Genomic DNA, 18348 nt, shown 5'->3' with positions numbered 1-18348 from the left:
ACGTATACCATCATTGATATGAGGGACTAAATAAGAAACTTCTTTTATAAGGAGAGCGATCTATTCGTGAATGAAATGACTCATCGTACAAAAACACGTCCAGTTAAAGTCGGTAATTTAACAATCGGCGGTAATAATGAATTAATTATACAAAGTATGACAACAACAAAAACACATGATGTTGAAGCAACAGTTGCTGAAATCAAGCGTTTAGAAGAAGCCGGCTGTCAAGTCGTCCGCGTTGCCGTTCCAGATGAACGCGCAGCAGATGCTATTGCTGATATAAAAAAACAAATCAACATTCCACTTGTTGCTGATATTCATTTTGATTATCGCCTTGCTTTAAAAGCAATTGAAGGTGGCATCGATAAAGTACGTATCAATCCAGGTAATATTGGTCGTCGCCATAAAGTAGAAGCTGTTGTAAATGCAGCAAAAGAGCGCGGTATTCCAATCCGTATCGGTGTAAACGCTGGTTCATTAGAGCGACACATTTTAGAAAAGTACGGGTACCCAACTGCAGATGGTATGGTTGAGAGCGCGCTACATCATATTAAAATTTTAGAGGACTTAGATTTCCACGATATTATCGTATCTATGAAAGCCTCTGATGTTAACTTAGCAATCGAAGCATACGAGAAAGCTGCTCGTGCTTTTGATTATCCATTACATTTAGGTATTACAGAATCTGGAACATTGTTTGCCGGAACTGTAAAAAGTGCTGCTGGTCTTGGAGCAATCTTAAATAAAGGCATCGGAAATACACTACGTATTTCATTAAGTGCTGATCCAGTTGAAGAAGTAAAAGTTGCTCGCGAATTATTAAAATCATTCGGTCTTGCGTCTAATGCAGCAACACTTATCTCTTGTCCAACTTGTGGTCGTATTGAAATCGATTTAATTAGCATTGCTAACGAAGTGGAAGAATACATCTCTACACTTCAAGTACCAATTAAAGTTGCAGTACTTGGTTGCGCTGTAAATGGCCCTGGTGAAGCTCGTGAAGCTGATATCGGTATTGCCGGTGCACGTGGAGAGGGATTATTATTCCGTAAAGGGCAAGTCGTTCGTAAAGTACCAGAAGAAACAATGGTAGAAGAACTGAAAAAAGAAATCGACGTAATTGCTGCTGAAATGGCTGCTGAACGAGAAAAAGAAAAAGAGACACAAGAACAATAAAAAGAAGGTTGCCACAATATTTGTGAGCAACCTTCTTTTCTACGTAAAAAAGCTCGTCAGTTACATAACCGACGAGCTTTTACTTTGCACATTTTGGACAACGACCATATATTTCAAACTTATGACCCGTTACTTCATAACCAGTAAAATCTTTATTCATAAAATCCATTGGGCAGGAAGTAATCTCTTTCGTCCCCCCACAATCCAAACAAATAAAATGATGATGATGTTCCATAATAGAACAAGTAAAACGAAAATGTTTTTCGCCATTTAATTCCGTTTGTTCTAAAACACCAATCTCAGCAAAAACTGTTAAGTTACGATAAATCGTATCAAAACTAAGCCCTGGATAATCGTCTTTCATATGTTCTAAAACGTCTTTCGCAGTTAAATAACGATTATGTGCTGCAAATAATCTGAGCATCTCTTCTCTTTTTCCAGTATGTTTATATCCTTTTTCTTTCATTAGGCGTAAAGCTTCTGTTAGATTCATACCTATCCCTACTTTATGCAGTTTTTTTCTTCTTCCATAAAATCGCACCGATTAAAATAAGAACTGCTATCATAACAATTGTACCACCTGGCGCTAGATCAAGTTGATACGAAGCAAACATTCCACCAATTACTGCAATTTCACCAAATAAAATGGAAAAGAAAATTGTTTGTTTAAATCCTTTAGCAATACGAATACTTGCTGCAACTGGTAATGTCATTAATGATGATACGAGAAGAACCCCCACTACACGCATTGATACTGCAATGACAAGAGCAACTAATATAATGAAAATAAAGTGAATCCATTTCGCTCTTAAACCAGTTGATACTGCGTATTCCTCATCAAATGATAATAGAAACAGCTCTTTATATAATAAAATAATTGTCGCAACAACAACAATTGCTACAATCCCAATAATAATTAAATCTGTACTTGTTACAGCACTGACACTACCAAATAAATAACTAAATAAGTCTGTGTTAAATCCATTTGCAAGTGAAATGAAAATAACTCCAACCCCCATCCCTGCCGAAAGGATAATTGGAATTGCTAATTCTTGATAGTGCTTATATACAGTTCGTAACTTTTCGATTAGTAGCGCTCCACCAATCGAGAAAATCATCCCCATATATAAGGGGTTTAAAAATCCACCTGTAAAAATGGTTTTTTCAAGTAATAAACTTGCTGCAATACCCGATAACGTCACGTGACTTAATGCATCCGCAATAAGAGATAAACGACGAATAACAACAAACACACCAATTAGCGGTGCAACAAGTCCAATTAAAATACCTGCGTATAAAGAATTACGTAAAAAGTCATATTGTAAAAAATCTTGTATCATTATATCCTCCCGTGATGCTCATGTTCGTGTTCTAAACGATGAACATGATGTCCATATAAGACGGACATTTCTGCATCTTCTAACTCTCGGAACTTCTCTACATTTCCATGGAAATGTAGATGTTGGTTTAGGCATGCAACATGTGTTACTTTTTCAGTAACAGCTCCCATATCATGAGTAACAAGAATTAATGTGATCCCGAGCCTTTTGTTTAAATCCTCTAATATTTCGTAAAAACTTTCCACATTTTTCACATCGATTCCAACAGTAGGCTCGTCCAAAATAAGCAATTCAGGATCACTAACGAGCGCACGAGCAATAAATACACGCTGTTGCTGTCCACCAGAAAGCTCTCCAATGTTACGACCTTGAAACTCACTCATCCCTACATCAGCAATTGCTTTTTCTACCTTTTTTTTATCCTCTTTTGTAAAAAAGCGAAAAAGCCCTTTTTTCGAAACAAGTCCCATTGAGACAACTTCAGAAACAGTTGCTGGAAAACCAGAATTGAAACTATTTGCCTTTTGGGATACATAACCAACTTTGTTCCATTCCTTAAACTTCTTACTATCAACGCCAAACACGCGTATGCTTCCTTCTTTTGGCTTTAAAACGCCTAATAAACACTTAAGTAAAGTTGATTTACCTGAACCATTCGGTCCCACTAAACCTAAAAAAGCTCCCTTCGGAACTTGCAAATTAATATTTTCTAACACATTCCGATCTTCATATCGGAATGTTAAACCTTCAATTTCTAATATATTATTCATAGCATCTCACCTATTTTAATTCAGAATGATTCCGATTTATATCTATTTGAATTATAGTACAGCTTATTATAGTTGTAAACCAATCTGCCTAAAATATATCTATTTTTTCAAGAAACCTTACTATTATAACAAAAAGCAGAGAAAAATTCTCTGCTTTCAAAAAATATTCCTATAAACTTTTAGTGAATAGCCGATTTAAACTTACCACCATTTGTCTCTTGCGTGCTCATAATCGTAACAAATGCATTTTCATCAATTTCATGCACAATTGATTTTAACTTCGTCACTTCTAGACGCGTTACAACTGCATAAATAACTTCTTTTTCTTTATCCGTGTAACCACCTTTCGCTACAAGCTTTGTCGTTCCACGGCCAAGACGATGCAAAATCGCGTTTGATACTTCCTCATATTGATCAGATACAATTAAAACCGCCTTCGTTTCATCTAGCCCTTGAATTACTGTATCGATTGTTTTAAATGCGATATAGTACGTCATAACAGAATACATCGCTTGTTCCACACCAAACACAAATGCTGCCCATGCAAAAATAAATAAGTTCACAAACATTACGAATTCACCAACAGAGAACGGTAGTTTCTTCGTTAATAAAATCCCCATAATTTCAGTTCCATCTAACGACCCACCATGACGAATTACAAGTCCTACACCAAGACCTAAAATAAGCCCACCAAACACTGTCGCTAAAATAGGTTCTGTTGTAAATGGTGGCACCGCATGTAACGTTGACTCAATGAAAGCTAACGCTACAATACCAAATGTCGAAGATAACATAAATGTTTTTCCAATTTGCTTATAACCGGAATACATAAATGGGATATTGAGAACAACGACTAAAGTAGAAAAACTTAACCACCAAATGTTAGGAGTAAGATAATCTAATATAAGAGAAATACCAATAATTCCACCATCAATAATTTTATTTGGCATTAAAAATAGTTCAATCGCCACCGCCGCGCATGCTGCTCCAAAAATAATCATAACTAAACGATAAATGAGATGAATAACACTTTCTTTTCGATGTTGCTTTTGCTCCATAAGCCCTCCCTGTACTCTTTTTCTGTAGTTTCGTCCTTATATTATAACATACGCTTCTTTTCCTCATGAAAAAAGAAACTCCATACGAATATGTACAAGCTACATGCTCATATATTTCGATAGAAGAACGCGTGAAGGAGGATAATAAGATGAACCTCATTAAACAAATTGTTAATAAAAAATTAAATCATATTTCTACAAAAGAGTTATTAAAATATAGCAAAGAATACGAAGTTCCTATTACAGCCGCACAAGCTGACCAAATCGTTTTACTTATGAAGGGTAAAAATATTAATATTTACGATAACAACGAGCGACTAGAGCTCTTAAAACAGATCGCAAAAGTAACTTCCCCTGCCACTGCCCAACAAGTAAATACATTATTTCAGCAACTACTAAAATAAGGAGGGGATTTCCCCTCCTTATTGCGCTTTAATTTTTTCAAGAAGCCCTTCATCAAAAGTGCCGTTTTTCAGCATTTCGATTTCCAATTTATATGGTGGCTTCTTATCTTTTTTATCTTCCCCTACATACGGTGTTTCAAGAATTTTTGGTACATGCATTAACTGTGGATGATGTACAATGTGATGCAATGCTTTATACCCAATGTGACCAAATCCAATGTTTTCATGACGGTCTTTTCCTGCTCCGCGTACATTTTTACTATCATTAATATGAAGTACTTGTAAACGATCTATACCAACGATCTTATCAAATTCGTTTAATACGCCGTCAAAGTCATTTACAATATCATATCCTGCATCGTGCGTATGACACGTATCAAAGCATACAGATAGCTTTTCATTATATTTTACACCATCAATAATCTTCGCAATTTCTTCAAAGCTACGACCGCATTCTGTTCCTTTTCCTGCCATCGTCTCTAACGCAATGTTAACCGTCTGTTCTGGCGTTAATACTTCATTAAGCCCTTTAATAATTTGTTGAATACCAGCATCTGCTCCAGCACCAACGTGCGCTCCTGGGTGAAGAACAATTTGTTTCGCTACACCTAATGCCGATGTTCTTTCAATTTCCATGCGAAGAAAGTCTACGCCTAATTGGAATGTTTCTGGCTTCGTCGTATTCCCAACATTAATAATATACGGCGCATGGACGATAATTTCCTCAATTCCGTTCAGCTCCATATGTTTTCTTCCTGCTTCTATGTTCAATTCTTCAATTGGTTTTCTTCGTGTATTTTGCGGTGCACCTGTATAAATCATAAACGTTGTTGCACCGTATGAAACAGCCTCTTCACTTGCTGCTAATAACATTTTCTTACCACTCATAGAAACATGAGATCCAATCTTTAACATACAATCACCTCTTCAATATACAATAGATATAATGATAGCATAATTTGTAGAAATATGTAGTGAATTGTTTGTTCACAAAAGACGCACTACACAAATTCATATGACTATTTAGACAGACTATACTCTTCATTTAAATTACCGGGATTAAAAAAAGATAAGGGAAACCCCTTATCTTTTTTTATTGCTATATTTTCTCTTCACTTTGTCACGTTCTGTTGCAAGTTTACGTTTATAGTTTGGTTTTACTTTTTTCGGTTTTTTTATAACTTTCGTTGCCATAACATCAAGTTCGTCATTTGGTTTTTTACGGCTCTTACGACGACGACGCTCACCTAAATCTGCCCACTCATCTCCACGTAAATCTACATGTTTAAACTCGATATGACGTTGTTTTTCTAAGCTATCTAACGCTTCTTCGTTTGCTGGATCATAAATCGTCACTGCAATACCAGAATGCCCCGCACGTGCTGTTCTTCCAACGCGGTGAACGAAGAAATCTAAATCTGATGGTAACTCATAGTTAATAACATGGCTAATCCCTTCAATATCAATACCACGTGCTGCTAAATCAGTCGCAACAATATATTGGAATTCAAGGTCACGAATTTGTTTCATCATTTTTTTACGATCACGTGGTGATAAATCCCCGTGAATTCGTCCAACTTTTAAGCCACGTTCCATTAATCCATCAGCAACTTGGTCTGCCATCTTTTTCGTATTCGTGAAAACAACTGCTAAATACGGTTTAAATTGAAGTAGCATTTTATGCACTAAATCAATTTTATTACGATGTTTAGAAGGCACTAAATAGTGTTCAATGTTTCCAGCTGCAACTTGTTTTGGATTGATATGAATATGCTCTGGATTCTCCATATATTTCTTCAGAAACGGTTTTAGTTTTTGAGGAATTGTTGCAGAGAAAACTAACATTTGCAAGTTTTTAGGCATGCGTGCTGCAATTTTGTCTACATCATGAATGAATCCCATATCAAGCATTAAGTCTGCTTCATCGACAATAATCGTATTTGCTTTATGAACAAATAATGCTTGTTCTTCAACTAAGTCTTTAATACGTCCTGGTGTCCCAACTACGATATGAGGTTGTTTTTTCAATTTCTCAATTGAACGTTGTTTATCAGTTCCACCAATTAAACAACGTGCTGTAATCATTTGGTCTTCCGCACAAAACTTTGTTAATTTCACGATTTCTTCGTAAATTTGTTGTGCTAACTCACGAGTAGGCGCTGTAATAACAAGTTGTACTTCTTCACGACTTGCATTAATTCTGTTTAATGTAGGAAGTAAGTATGCATGTGTTTTCCCAGAACCTGTTTGGGATTGTCCAATTACACTTACACCTTTTTTCACGACTGGGAAAATTTTCTGCTGAATTCCTGTCGGCTCTGTAAAGCGTAGTTCACGAACTGCATCTATTAAAAATGGTTTAAAATCATACTGTGTAAAAGTTTGTTGTGTCATAAGTTACACCTTCTTTCTAAAATTTCTACTGCGCGCACAAATCAGTCAAGTCTACATTATATCGAAATCTACAAGTAAAATCCATCTTTAGTTTAGGTTTTCACTTCAAAAACTAACCTTCTTCCCTTTTATTGCATATTGTATGTGTATATACCTAACTGAAGAAAGGAGGATTTCTCACATGTTTCCGAAATCCCCTACAAGGCAAATGTATCCGAATCCAGGGCAGCAACCTTATACACCATATCCAATTCCACAACTACCACCAATGGCACAAAAAAAGAAAGGTTTTCTTGCTAAGCTTTTTAAAAAACACGATCCAACCGAGCCTTTTATGCAAATGGTTCCACCTTACCGACAAATGGAAGGGCAACCAATGATGCATCAGCAACCACCACCGCCGCAATATCATCAGCAATATCCGCAGCAATACCAGCAACAATATCCGCAGCAACATCCACAATATCAACCATACATGCAGCAACATCCTGAGCAAATGATACCGCCTCAAATGTATGAATCAAATGAAACGCGCGGGGGCACAACTACAGCTGCGGCAACAGCAAGCAGTGGCATCGGCAGTTTTTTTTCGAACTTAATTTCAAATCCAACTAATATGATAAATAACATCGAAAAAGTATCCCAAGTCGTTCAATCTGTAGGTCCTGTCGTCGAACAGTACGGTCCTATTATGCGTAGTCTACCAAGCATTGTTAAAATCCTCACCTCTGGAAAAAGCACGGAAGAAAATCAAACGGAAAATGTAACAGAGCCAGTTGAAGTAGAAAGTCCGCCTCCTGCACCTCAAAAAAAGAAACGAAAACGAAAGAAAATAGTGATTGAACCTGTAATAGAAAAAGAGTTACCGAAAGAACCAGTTCAACAAACAGCAACAAAACCAAAACTATATGTGTAACAATCCTTTGTTTTCTATCCACTCCTCCTTTATAATGTAAAAGACTATGCACAAAAGTATCCCTTGTTTAGAAGGAGAGGATTACTCATATGAAAATTGTTAAAATTTCCCCTCGTGGTTATTGCTACGGTGTTGTCGATGCAATGGTAATTGCACGTAACGCCGCATTAGATAAATCATTGCCGAGACCCATTTATATTTTAGGTATGATTGTTCACAATAAACATGTTACAGACGCTTTTGAAGAAGATGGAATCATCACATTAGACGGTCCAAGTCGCTTAGAAATTTTAGATAAAATTGATTCTGGTACTGTTATTTTCACTGCACACGGTGTTTCTCCAGAAGTTAAACAACGCGCAAAAGAAAAAGGTTTAACAACAATCGATGCTACTTGCCCAGATGTTACCAAGACGCATGACCTTATCGAAGCTAAGAAAGCGGAAGGGTATCATGTCATTTATATCGGTAAAAAAAATCATCCAGAGCCAGAAGGCGCAGTTGGTATTGCACCTGACATCGTTCACCTTATCGAAAGAGCCGATGATTTAAAAACATTAGAAATCCCAACAGATAAAATTTTAGTAACAAATCAAACAACGATGAGTCAATGGGATGTTCAACATTTAATGGAGGACATTCAAAAAAAATTCCCAACAGCAGAATTCCATAAAGAAATTTGTTTAGCAACTCAAGTTCGCCAAGAAGCTGTCGCTAAACAAGCTGATGTTGCAGACTTAACAATTGTTGTTGGTGATCCGAAAAGTAACAATTCAAATCGCTTAGCACAAGTATCACAAGAAATCGCGGGTACAAAAGCATATCGAGTTGCTGATGTAAGCGAAATTCAATTAGAGTGGCTACAAGGTGTAGAAAACGTAGCTGTTACAGCAGGTGCTTCTACTCCAACGCCAATTACGAAAGAAGTTATCGCTTTCTTAGAGCAATATAACCCAATGAATCCCGCTACATGGGAAAGAGTTCGAAAAGTACCGTTACAAAAAATATTACCTCGCGTGAAAGTGAAAAAAGAACAATAATAAAAACCGTTGCTTGCATGAGCAACGGTTTTTATTTTTCTTATACAAATATAAATGGATCTGTATGTAACTGCGAAGCATGAATGTGTACATTGAGTTTCTTTGCATCTACTTTTTCTTGTAATTGCTTTTGTACACCTTGTTTCATTACTTTTTCAACATTATGTCCTGGGTCAACTATATTTAAACCGAGCATCATCGCATCATGAGCAACATGATAGTACATGTCACCAGTTACATATACATCTGCTCCTTTAAATTTCGCTTGGTTTATATATTTATTACCATCTCCACCAAGTACAGCTACTTTACGCACTTTATCGTCTAACTTACCGACAACTCTTGCGCCCTTCACGTCTAATGATTGTTTCACATGTTCTGCAAATTGACCAAGCGTCATTTCTTCTTGTAAGTATCCTATTTTTCCTAGGCCTAACGTTTCACCTTTATTATCAAGCGGATACACATCGTATGCTACTTCTTCATAAGGGTGCGCCGTTACCATTGCTTTAATCACTTTCCGCTGTAATGAAGCTGGAATAATCGTTTCGATTCGCACTTCTTCTACACGTTCTAACTGTCCAGTTTCCCCGATATAAGGATTTGTCCCCTCTTGAGGTACAAATGTACCTGTACCCTCGCTACTAAACGTACAGTGGCTATAATTGCCGATATGACCAGCACCTGCGTCTCCTAATGCATTCCTTACTTCTTCTGCATGAGTGACTGGCACAAACACAACAACTTTTTTCATTTCTTCTGCATATGTCGGTGCCAAAACTTCTGTATTTTGCAATCCTAACGCCTCAGCAAGTAAATCATTTACCCCGCCCTTAGCAACATCCACATTTGTATGCGCTGCATAGATTGCAATATCATTTTTAATACACTTTTCAATAATTTTCCCATACGCCTTATCTGTATGAATCGCTTTTAACGGGTTAAAAATTAAAGGATGATGAGCAATAATGACATTTGCCCCTAATTGAATTGCTTCATCCACAACTTCTTCCGTTACATCTAACGCAATCAATACGTGCCGCACCGGTTTATTAAGCGCTCCAATCTGCAGGCCAATCTTATCTCCTTCCATCGCCAAATGCTTCGGATACATACTTTCAAATAAAGAAATAATTTCATGGCCATTTGGAATTTTACTCATGATAAAACCTCCCCTATCATTTTCATTTTCGCTTCTACTTCCCCACGCTTCGCTTTTGTTTCTTCAGAATCAGCTGCACGTTCTAACTGTTTTAAAATATTTTGGAAGTTTTTTAATTCTCCTTCCCATTTTTCAACGAAGGCTTCACTTTTTTCTGTTATTAAAAATGGTCCCATAAACAATTCAGCTTGTTTATTTTCAGAGTAAGGCGCTGCAACATTTCCTCGCTCCCCTACTAAAATTTCGTAAATTTTCCCATCTTCTTTTACGATTTTTTCATGGATAAGCTCCCAACCATTCTCAATAAACCATTCACGAATATGATGCGCTGCAATATTAGGCTGTAAAATTAAACGTGTTACACCTTCTAATTTTTCTTTACCACTTTCTAAAATGTCACGAATTAACGCTCCGCCCATTCCGGCAACTGTAATTACATCTACTTCTCCTGGTGCGATAACAGCTAATCCATTCCCTTTACGCACATCTACTTTATCTTGTAAACCACTTTCAGCTACAGTTGCTTGCGCAGAGCGAAATGGTCCATCTACGACCTCTCCTGCAACTGCTTTTGTAGCAATATTATTTATAATTGTATAACACGGTAAATACGCATGATCCGATCCAATATCAGCGACTGTAGATCCTACTGGTATTTCACGTACAACTTCTTCTAATCGTTTTGAAAGCTTTACTTCATTCATGTATTTCCATTACTCCTTCTCTTGTCAGTCTGTCTCCATGATAATGAATTTATAGTAGTTGTTGCAAGCCCATAACAACAATTCACTGCTCTATCATTCATCGTATTTTAGAAAATATAGAAAAACAAGCCCTTTGCATAAGCAAAAGGCTTGTCATACGGAACTTTATTTTTTCTTCGATAACCAATCAGCTACTTTAGCGGCTTGATCAGCTGGAACTATATTGGCAGGCATATTGCCTTTTCCTTTCGAAAGAATTTCTTTAATTTCATCCTTTGAAAGTTTCCCACCAATTTTTTGCAAGTTAGGTCCAACTGCCCCTTGTAACTGATCACCATGGCAGCTCGTACAGCTTTGCTTCACAATATCTTCTGGTTTTGATGCCGTTTGTGCTGGCTTCCCGCCATTTTTTGCATCAGCTAACTCTTTAGATTTATTTAGCCCCTGAAATGAAAATACAAACATAACGATAATACCCAATGCTGCAATAAGAGCGAACGGAATCAGCGGATTACGTTTCATATCTCTTCTCCCCCCTCTATACCCCTAAATAGTTAGATGATTCAGTCATTTCCATTGTACTTGAAAACGCTCTATCAGAAAAGAGTAAACTACCACTTGTTAAAAATATTCCATAAATTCAGTTTATTGTTTTTTATTGTCATATCGCTTATTATTTCGATAATTATTAACGTTTCTCATCATATTTTTCGCTTTTCTACATATATTTTTGTATAGAATAAACAAAATTAATCGAAAAATCGAAAAATGAGCATTTGCAAATCAAAAGACAATTCTGTAAAATAAATTACAAGAAATTGTAATCGTTGCCGATAGCTAAATTTTAACAAAAATTAACAAAATAAAAAAGTTTACTTCACAATGGTGAAGTAAACTTAAAAAATAACCTATTCTAAGAAATCCTTAAGACGCTTACTACGGCTTGGATGTCTTAATTTGCGAAGTGCTTTTGCTTCAATTTGACGGATACGCTCTCTCGTTACGCCAAATACTTTCCCAACTTCTTCAAGCGTACGAGTTCGTCCATCATCTAAACCGAAACGAAGACGTAGAACATTTTCTTCACGATCTGTTAGCGTATCTAACACATCTTCTAATTGTTCTTTTAGCAATTCATAGGCTGCATGGTCCGCAGGCGATGTTGCTTCTTGGTCTTCAATAAAGTCACCTAAATGGGAGTCATCTTCTTCACCAATTGGTGTTTCAAGAGAAACTGGCTCCTGTGCAATTTTTAAGATTTCACGTACTTTTTCTGGAGCAAGATCCATTTCTTCACCAATCTCTTCAGGAGACGGTTCACGACCTAAATCTTGTAATAATTGGCGTTGTACACGAATTAACTTGTTAATCGTTTCAACCATATGGACTGGAATACGAATTGTTCGCGCTTGGTCTGCAATGGCACGTGTAATAGCTTGGCGAATCCACCAAGTTGCATACGTACTAAATTTGAAACCTTTACGATAATCGAACTTTTCAACAGCTTTAATTAGACCCATATTACCTTCTTGAATTAAGTCTAAGAAAAGCATACCACGGCCTACATAGCGCTTTGCAATACTTACTACAAGACGTAAGTTTGCTTCTGCAAGACGACGTTTCGCTTCTTCATCGCCTTCTTCAATACGCGTTGCAAGTCGAATTTCTTCTTCTGCAGATAGTAAGTCTACACGACCAATTTCTTTTAAATACATACGAACAGGATCGTTGATTTTAACCCCTGGTGGTACACTTAAATCATTGAGGTCAAACTCTTCTTCTGTTTTTGAAATTTGGCGATTATTAGGGCCTTCTTCGTTGTCATTATCACCAACTAAGTCAATGCCTTGTTCACCTAAATATTCATAGTATTCATCCATTTGATCGGATTCAATTTCAAATCCATTCATGCGTTCTGCAATCTCTTCATATGTAAGAACGCCACGTTTTTTTCCGAGCTCAGTGAGTTGTTCTTTCACTTGCTCAAGGGTCATTTCAGTTTCAATTTGTTTAGAACGAGCTGGTTTGTCAGCCATCTGTTCCCCTCCTTACGCGAGATACAAACATTCATTATACTAAAACTTTATCAAAAAAGCTATTTTCTCGCTTTTTGATTTTGTAAATATGCTACATAATATTTAGCAGCCTCTACAGGATCTGTTTTTTCCATTTGTTTCACTTTAAAGATGATCTCCATCTTTTCAAGTTTTTCCTGATGCCGCCTAAGCGTCTCCAAATGGCCTTGCAACACTTCTTCTGTGTATTCTGGATTAATAAATTCATCCGTCGAAATATCAGTGATAATATTTTTCAACTTTTCATCAGAGAGCCAACTTAAAAATGTTCCGACTGAAGGTTCATTTCCCTTTTCATAATATGCGTATAGTTCATATAAAATCCCTTTATGTTCTTCTGTATGAAAATCTTCTATATGGGATTCCATACGAACAGCTACTTCTGCACTTTGCAACATATGGTAAATAATTTCTCTTTCCGCTCTTTCAAAACCTGTTAACTTCGGTTTTGTTTGAACGACTTGAGACGGTTTAGCAACCTGCTTTATTTGTTTTTGCTGTACCTTTTGTTCTTTGCGATATTGGTGCAATTGATTCAAAAGTGTTTCCATTGAATACGAAAATTCTTGCGATAATGACTTCAAATATGACTCTGCCTGCATCGCATCTTGTAACAACGATAACTCTTTTAAAACACTTTTCACATATTCTTCTTTGCCAGACTCATCTTGCAAATTTTTCCCTAAACGCAAATAATTTATTTTAAAACCAACAAAACTCACACTTGATTTCACAAGATTTTCAAAAGCGGTAGTCCCATATTGTTGCACATATTCATCAGGATCAAGCTTATCTGGCAAGGATGTGACTTTCACTTGGCAACCAACTTTTAGCAATAATTGCCCTGCTTTCATCGTCGCTTCTCGCCCTGCTTTATCACCATCATAGCAAAGAACAACAGTTTCAACGTTACGTCGCAGAAGTTTTGCTTGTTCTTCAGTTAAAGCTGTTCCCATTGTCGCAACAGCTTCTTCCACACCACTTTTTACCGCAGCTAGTACATCGGCATATCCTTCAAAAAGAACCACTTGCCCACGCTTTCTAATAAACGGTCTTGCTTGGTGGAAGTTATACAACAATTTACTTTTGTGAAAAATCGGTGTTTCAGGGCTATTTAAATATTTCGGAGTGTCATCCCCTAACGCCCTTCCACTAAACGCTATCACCTTACCTTGTAACGTATAGATCGGGAACATAACTCTTCCACGGAAGCGATCGTAATGACTACCATCCTTCTCACTTCTTATTAGAAGGCCAGCTTGTTCCATACTAGACAGCGATAAACCTCTTTTTTGTAAAATTTTCGTCGCCGCATCCCAAGCAGGTGATGCATAACCAATTTCAAACTTCTCAATCATCTCTTTCGTAATACCACGGTTTAATAAATATGAAAGTGCTTCATTTCCCTCTTCCGTATTTACTAATAAATGATGATAATACTTTTTCAATAATTCATGAGCTTGTTGCATGATGACAGTGTCATCAGATATGTCTTCTTGTTGTCCTTGTCCTGATGTGTACTCTGCAACCGCAATTCCATTTCTTTCGCCTAGCTTTTGAACAGCCTCGGTAAAAGCCAGTCCTTCCATTTTCATTAGAAAGGAAAATACATTTCCACCTTCTCCACATCCGAAGCAATGAAAAATTTGCTTATCAGATGAAACAGAGAATGAAGGAGAATTCTCACCATGAAATGGACAAAGGCCGAAATAGTTACGCCCCTGTTTTCTAAGTTGAACGTATTCACCAATGACTTCTACAATATCGGATGATGTCCGAATCTGTTCAACAACTTCTTCGGGAATTCTGTTCCCCATAACTCCATCTCCGTGTCGTATTTTGTATTCGATATAAATTAAAAAATTCCTTTATAATTCGACAATATTTTTCTAAACTTGTTAGAAAGTGTTGCCGATTACATTGTATAAACGATTTTGAACCTTTCCTATAGGTCCTTTATCTGCATAAATCGCATATACATACTTGCTATATAAAATTGTATACATTTGCTCATCTGTTACAAATGTATCTCTTAGAAACAATACATATACACCTTTTTCCAAGAAGAGTAGCAAGCCACATATACTGTTTGATCTTGAGATCTGTAACTTTTTCATGTTGATCCATATAACAATCAACTCCATTTTGTTCAGTATCTACAATGATCCAATTGCCTTGCTATTTCCTTAAAGGATGAGCATATGATGCGACAAACAAAATTCCGACATGAAATTCCGCTCCAACTTGCACAATTTCAGCCTTCACGGGATATACATCTACACCAACTAATATGTTGTTGATGTTTTGCATATTTCTGTATTCTACATCCCTTCTGTGAATCCTTCCATAATGTGCGTTTTCTTGTATAGATTTTGTCGATTTAACGTAATTACATGTCTTTTTCGTAAATCCTATCCCTAGTTTATTCTGAAAAATTAAAGTCTAAACGTAAAATATAGGTTTTTATCACAATTTTTTATTATAATATATTTTCTTCAACTACGCTACATATCCCTTTATTTTTTCATCTTACATTTCAGGATGACAAACTCACACCTTGAATATACTAAAAGACAAAGGAGTATAAGTATAACCATTACACTACAATCTATTACAAAATCCATAGGTATCATATTTCACACGAGCGAAAAAAGCACATTCACCTTTGGTAAATGTGCTAAAACATTTTTTGGTTTTGCACTGCATTCACAATAATATTTGCTGTTTCTTCAATCGCTTTATTCGATACATCGATTACTTGGCAATTTATTTTACTAATTACTTCCTCAAAGTGATCAATTTCTTCTTGAATACGATTAATATTTGCATATGTTGCTCCATCACTTAATCCAAGTGATTTTAATCGTTCTTTTCGAATATGATTTAACTTATCTGGCGTAATTTTCAAACCGAAACATTTTTCTTTTGCCACTTGATATAGTTCTTCAGGTGGGTCAACTTCTGGCACGAGTGGTACATTCGCAACTTTCAAGCGTTTGTTATGAGCTAAATATTGGGAAAGTGGTGTTTTTGATGTACGCGAAACACCAATCAACACGATATCTGCTTTTAAAATACCTCGTGCATCTCTGCCGTCATCATACTTCACAGCAAACTCAATCGCTTCAATCTTTTTAAAGTATTCTTCATCTAACCTACGGACAACACCTGGCTCATATCTCGGCACTTGCCCCGTAATTTCTTCAATTTGATCAATAAGAGGGCCGATAATATCGTATGCCTCTACCCCTTCTTTTGCAGCCTCTGTTACTAAATACTGGCGCATATCAGGCTTAACTAACGTAAAACATATAAGTGCTTGATTACTCTTAGCAATCGAAATCACTTCTTTTAATGTCCCTGTATCTTCTACATACGGTACACGTCTAATATCAGGAGCAAACGGGAATTGCCCCATTGCTGCTCGAACAACCAAATCAGCCGTTTCCCCTACAGAGTCAGATACGACATATACGATTTTATTATCCATTACATTACCTCACTTTAAACAAATTACACTTATTCGTTATTTACTAAATTTACAAACGCACGTGTAATATTTGTTTTTGTAATTCGCCCAATCACTTCTAAACCTTGTTTCGTATCTTTTACAACTGGCATTGCATCAATCTGTCTTTCTATTAATTCCATCGCAATATCATATAAAGAATCCTCTCTACGACACATCGCAATGTTTGGCATCCTTGTCATGATAATATTAACCGGAAGAGAGGTTAAATCCTGCTTTCCTAAGCTCGCTCTTAATAAATCTTTACGAGACACAACACCAACTAATAGAGTCATCTGATCTACAACGAACAATGTACCAACGTCCTCTAAAAACATCGTACAAATTGCATCGTATACGGAAACATTTTTATCAATTACAACCGGTCTAGATTGATAATCTTGTACTTTAATTTTCTTAACAGCTTCAGATAATAGCTGCCCCCCAGTTTTACCCGTATAAAAATAACCTACGCGTGGACGTGCTTCTAAATAACCAGCCATCGTTAAAATTGCTAAGTCTGGTCTTAGCGTCGCACGTGTTAGACCCAATTGCGCTGCAATTGATTCCCCTGTAATAGGACCGTGATCTTTTACAATCTGAATGATATGTTCTTGCCGTTTATTCAGCTCTATGATAATCACCACCTTTAATGCACAACGAAAAAAGTTATACTATCTCTTAAATATTATATACTAAATATGCTATTCGAAAAAGAAAGTATGTAAAAAGGACCGTATACGGCCCAAAATTATATTTGAAACTTATCAAGTTGTTCTAAAAAACGTCTTGATTTCAAATAAATTCCGCAATATTCATCATAATATGTATTCAATACTAAACGCATTTGTTTTTTTGTGCTATCCTTTACCGATACATTTCCGAGCCTATGTAAATCGAAATGGAAGAAAAGACGTAATAATTTATGAACAGCTTCTCCTACCGGTATACGATATGGGTCTTGCTCTGCATGACGTGAGCACAGAAAACCGCCTTCCCTGACGGAGAAGGCGACAAAGTCTGTTTCTTGATGACAAATCGCACATGTATCAAAGTACGGGCGCATCCCTAATACCGGAAGCATTTTCGTTTGATAAATTAATGATAATACTTCTGGATCAACACCCTCACACATATAATGCAACGTTTGATATAACATTTCAAATAAATACGGATTATGTTTTTTATCTTCTGTTGCTTTATCAGTTAATTCAACAATAAATGATGCATAAGCAGTTAAAAATATATCCTCGCGAATTTCTTTCATAGTTGAAATAATCTCGCCTTGTTGCAATGTTCCAAGCCCAGATCCCATTTGAATAAGAAACTGGCCATGTGTCATTAATTGCGACACAGATGCTAATCGGCTTTTCGGTTTTTTTGCCCCTCTTGCCATTGCACTTACCTTACCAAGTTCTCTTGAGAATATTGTAACAATCTTGTTCGTTTCTCCGTAATCTGTCGTACGGATAACGATGCCCTCAACTTTTTGAAACATGTTCGTCACCATCCAAGGTTTGAACAAAACGGGTCAAGAAATTGGAGAGTCTAGATGCGCTAGCTCCTCTTCATGTTGATCCATCTCATCGTTTACGTCTTTTTCCATTTCTTTCAAAAGCAAGTACGTTTCAATGCTTCCTGTTTTGGAGAAAAACTTCCAGGTAAAATCTAGCATAAGAATCCACCTTTCTCAATAAGCGTAGCCTATAAACCAATTTCCTTTGTTGTTATTAAATTGACCCATTTTGTCCATTTTCATGTGAGAAAAATTTTTCCTAATTTATCAAAGTTCATAAAA

General features: G+C 36.5%; 20 protein-coding genes. 4 read left to right on the top strand and 16 right to left on the bottom strand.

Features of this window, described 5'->3' with window-relative positions:
* Positions 1-75: 75 nt before the first annotated feature.
* Positions 76-1179 carry a flavodoxin-dependent (E)-4-hydroxy-3-methylbut-2-enyl-diphosphate synthase gene (gene ispG / locus ACTFO4_RS03010; RefSeq protein WP_153577907.1) on the top strand — a complete coding sequence of 368 codons (1104 nt, stop codon included), beginning with the start codon at positions 76-78 and terminating at the stop codon, positions 1177-1179.
* Between the two features lie 79 nt (positions 1180-1258).
* On the opposite strand, the gene ACTFO4_RS03005 is transcribed toward ispG, so the two are convergent.
* The 4 genes from ACTFO4_RS03005 to ACTFO4_RS02990 form a co-directional block, all read right to left on the bottom strand.
* Positions 1259-1672, bottom strand: a complete 414-nt coding sequence (locus ACTFO4_RS03005) for a Fur family transcriptional regulator (RefSeq protein ID WP_001054516.1) — start codon at positions 1670-1672, stop codon at positions 1259-1261.
* A gap of 13 nt (positions 1673-1685) precedes the next feature.
* Entirely contained in the window at positions 1686-2519 is an 834-nt protein-coding gene (locus ACTFO4_RS03000; protein ID WP_000613815.1) for a metal ABC transporter permease, read from the bottom strand.
* Entirely contained in the window at positions 2519-3289 is a 771-nt protein-coding gene (locus ACTFO4_RS02995) for a metal ABC transporter ATP-binding protein (RefSeq protein WP_001059662.1), read from the bottom strand. Before ACTFO4_RS02995 ends, ACTFO4_RS03000 begins: the two co-directional genes overlap by 1 nt.
* A 179-nt stretch (positions 3290-3468) precedes the next feature.
* Entirely contained in the window at positions 3469-4347 is an 879-nt protein-coding gene (locus tag ACTFO4_RS02990; RefSeq protein WP_000435963.1) for a YitT family protein, read from the bottom strand.
* 149 nt (positions 4348-4496) lie between these two features.
* On the opposite strand from ACTFO4_RS02990, the gene ACTFO4_RS02985 reads away from it, so the two are divergent.
* Positions 4497-4751 (top strand): DUF2624 domain-containing protein, encoded by a 255-nt coding sequence (locus tag ACTFO4_RS02985; RefSeq protein WP_001048954.1) that lies wholly within the window; start codon positions 4497-4499, stop codon positions 4749-4751.
* 18 nt (positions 4752-4769) lie between these two features.
* Here ACTFO4_RS02985 and ACTFO4_RS02980 read toward each other — a convergent pair whose 3' ends face one another.
* Both ACTFO4_RS02980 and ACTFO4_RS02975 read right to left on the bottom strand, forming a co-directional pair.
* Positions 4770-5666, bottom strand: a complete 897-nt coding sequence (locus ACTFO4_RS02980; protein WP_000912460.1) for a deoxyribonuclease IV — start codon at positions 5664-5666, stop codon at positions 4770-4772.
* 168 nt (positions 5667-5834) lie between these two features.
* A complete protein-coding gene (locus ACTFO4_RS02975) occupies positions 5835-7145 on the bottom strand; it encodes a DEAD/DEAH box helicase (protein WP_000194017.1) in 1311 nt (436 codons plus the stop codon).
* Positions 7146-7326: 181 nt separating this feature from the next.
* Here ACTFO4_RS02975 and ACTFO4_RS02970 point away from each other — a divergent pair, with 181 nt between their 5' ends.
* Together ACTFO4_RS02970 and ACTFO4_RS02965 are read left to right on the top strand one after the other, a co-directional pair.
* A complete protein-coding gene (locus tag ACTFO4_RS02970) occupies positions 7327-8061 on the top strand; it encodes a YqfQ family protein (protein ID WP_017673541.1) in 735 nt (244 codons plus the stop codon).
* Positions 8062-8150: 89 nt separating this feature from the next.
* On the top strand, positions 8151-9101 hold the full coding sequence (locus ACTFO4_RS02965) for a 4-hydroxy-3-methylbut-2-enyl diphosphate reductase (RefSeq protein WP_000706662.1): 951 nt from the start codon (positions 8151-8153) through the stop codon (positions 9099-9101).
* Positions 9102-9141: 40 nt separating this feature from the next.
* Here the strand turns inward: ACTFO4_RS02965 and ACTFO4_RS02960 are convergent, their stop codons facing one another.
* The 10 genes from ACTFO4_RS02960 to ACTFO4_RS02915 all read right to left on the bottom strand — a co-directional run bounded on the left by ACTFO4_RS02960 (position 9142) and on the right by ACTFO4_RS02915 (position 18225).
* The gene (locus tag ACTFO4_RS02960) at positions 9142-10263 is read right to left on the bottom strand and encodes a Nif3-like dinuclear metal center hexameric protein (protein ID WP_000036243.1); all 1122 of its coding nucleotides are present in this window, start codon (positions 10261-10263) and stop codon (positions 9142-9144) included.
* Positions 10260-10967, bottom strand: a complete 708-nt coding sequence (locus ACTFO4_RS02955; protein ID WP_001006542.1) for a tRNA (adenine(22)-N(1))-methyltransferase — start codon at positions 10965-10967, stop codon at positions 10260-10262. The genes ACTFO4_RS02960 and ACTFO4_RS02955 overlap by 4 nt, the downstream gene beginning before the upstream one ends.
* A 165-nt stretch (positions 10968-11132) precedes the next feature.
* A complete protein-coding gene (cccA, locus tag ACTFO4_RS02950) occupies positions 11133-11489 on the bottom strand; it encodes a cytochrome c550 (RefSeq protein ID WP_000828141.1) in 357 nt (118 codons plus the stop codon).
* Positions 11490-11875: 386 nt separating this feature from the next.
* Positions 11876-13003 (bottom strand): RNA polymerase sigma factor RpoD, encoded by a 1128-nt coding sequence (gene rpoD, locus ACTFO4_RS02945; RefSeq protein WP_000764065.1) that lies wholly within the window; start codon positions 13001-13003, stop codon positions 11876-11878.
* A 59-nt stretch (positions 13004-13062) separates the two neighbouring features.
* Positions 13063-14859, bottom strand: a complete 1797-nt coding sequence (dnaG, locus tag ACTFO4_RS02940; protein WP_000528221.1) for a DNA primase — start codon at positions 14857-14859, stop codon at positions 13063-13065.
* An 81-nt stretch (positions 14860-14940) separates the two neighbouring features.
* The gene (locus ACTFO4_RS02935) at positions 14941-15084 is read right to left on the bottom strand and encodes a hypothetical protein (RefSeq protein WP_000479733.1); all 144 of its coding nucleotides are present in this window, start codon (positions 15082-15084) and stop codon (positions 14941-14943) included.
* A gap of 635 nt (positions 15085-15719) precedes the next feature.
* Entirely contained in the window at positions 15720-16532 is an 813-nt protein-coding gene (locus ACTFO4_RS02930; RefSeq protein ID WP_000368944.1) for a pyruvate, water dikinase regulatory protein, read from the bottom strand.
* 29 nt (positions 16533-16561) lie between these two features.
* Positions 16562-17194 (bottom strand): helix-turn-helix transcriptional regulator, encoded by a 633-nt coding sequence (locus ACTFO4_RS02925; protein WP_000583756.1) that lies wholly within the window; start codon positions 17192-17194, stop codon positions 16562-16564.
* A gap of 107 nt (positions 17195-17301) precedes the next feature.
* The gene (recO, locus tag ACTFO4_RS02920) at positions 17302-18048 is read right to left on the bottom strand and encodes a DNA repair protein RecO (protein WP_000487013.1); all 747 of its coding nucleotides are present in this window, start codon (positions 18046-18048) and stop codon (positions 17302-17304) included.
* A 33-nt stretch (positions 18049-18081) separates the two neighbouring features.
* Positions 18082-18225 (bottom strand): YqzL family protein, encoded by a 144-nt coding sequence (locus ACTFO4_RS02915; protein ID WP_000883924.1) that lies wholly within the window; start codon positions 18223-18225, stop codon positions 18082-18084.
* Positions 18226-18348: the final 123 nt, after the last annotated feature.

This window comes from Bacillus cereus group sp. MYBKT14-1 (assembly GCF_051915185.1).
Taxonomy (GTDB): Bacteria; Bacillota; Bacilli; order Bacillales; family Bacillaceae_G; genus Bacillus_A; species Bacillus_A cereus.
This window is presented reverse-complemented; position numbering and strand designations above follow the sequence as displayed.

Coding starts and splice junctions, on each gene's coding strand:
- rpoD (WP_000764065.1), bottom strand. CDS start 13,003: ATGGCTGACAAACCAGCTCGTTCTAAACAAATTGAAACTGAAATGACC.
- dnaG (WP_000528221.1), bottom strand. CDS start 14,859: ATGGGGAACAGAATTCCCGAAGAAGTTGTTGAACAGATTCGGACATCA.
- ispG (WP_153577907.1), top strand. CDS start 76: ATGACTCATCGTACAAAAACACGTCCAGTTAAAGTCGGTAATTTAACA.
- ACTFO4_RS02915 (WP_000883924.1), bottom strand. CDS start 18,225: ATGCTAGATTTTACCTGGAAGTTTTTCTCCAAAACAGGAAGCATTGAA.
- recO (WP_000487013.1), bottom strand. CDS start 18,048: ATGTTTCAAAAAGTTGAGGGCATCGTTATCCGTACGACAGATTACGGA.
- ACTFO4_RS02955 (WP_001006542.1), bottom strand. CDS start 10,967: ATGAATGAAGTAAAGCTTTCAAAACGATTAGAAGAAGTTGTACGTGAA.
- ACTFO4_RS03005 (WP_001054516.1), bottom strand. CDS start 1,672: ATGAATCTAACAGAAGCTTTACGCCTAATGAAAGAAAAAGGATATAAA.
- ACTFO4_RS02965 (WP_000706662.1), top strand. CDS start 8,151: ATGAAAATTGTTAAAATTTCCCCTCGTGGTTATTGCTACGGTGTTGTC.
- ACTFO4_RS02960 (WP_000036243.1), bottom strand. CDS start 10,263: ATGAGTAAAATTCCAAATGGCCATGAAATTATTTCTTTATTTGAAAGT.
- ACTFO4_RS02970 (WP_017673541.1), top strand. CDS start 7,327: ATGTTTCCGAAATCCCCTACAAGGCAAATGTATCCGAATCCAGGGCAG.
- ACTFO4_RS02930 (WP_000368944.1), bottom strand. CDS start 16,532: ATGGATAATAAAATCGTATATGTCGTATCTGACTCTGTAGGGGAAACG.
- ACTFO4_RS03000 (WP_000613815.1), bottom strand. CDS start 2,519: ATGATACAAGATTTTTTACAATATGACTTTTTACGTAATTCTTTATAC.
- ACTFO4_RS02990 (WP_000435963.1), bottom strand. CDS start 4,347: ATGGAGCAAAAGCAACATCGAAAAGAAAGTGTTATTCATCTCATTTAT.
- ACTFO4_RS02995 (WP_001059662.1), bottom strand. CDS start 3,289: ATGAATAATATATTAGAAATTGAAGGTTTAACATTCCGATATGAAGAT.
- ACTFO4_RS02975 (WP_000194017.1), bottom strand. CDS start 7,145: ATGACACAACAAACTTTTACACAGTATGATTTTAAACCATTTTTAATA.
- ACTFO4_RS02980 (WP_000912460.1), bottom strand. CDS start 5,666: ATGTTAAAGATTGGATCTCATGTTTCTATGAGTGGTAAGAAAATGTTA.
- ACTFO4_RS02985 (WP_001048954.1), top strand. CDS start 4,497: ATGAACCTCATTAAACAAATTGTTAATAAAAAATTAAATCATATTTCT.
- cccA (WP_000828141.1), bottom strand. CDS start 11,489: ATGAAACGTAATCCGCTGATTCCGTTCGCTCTTATTGCAGCATTGGGT.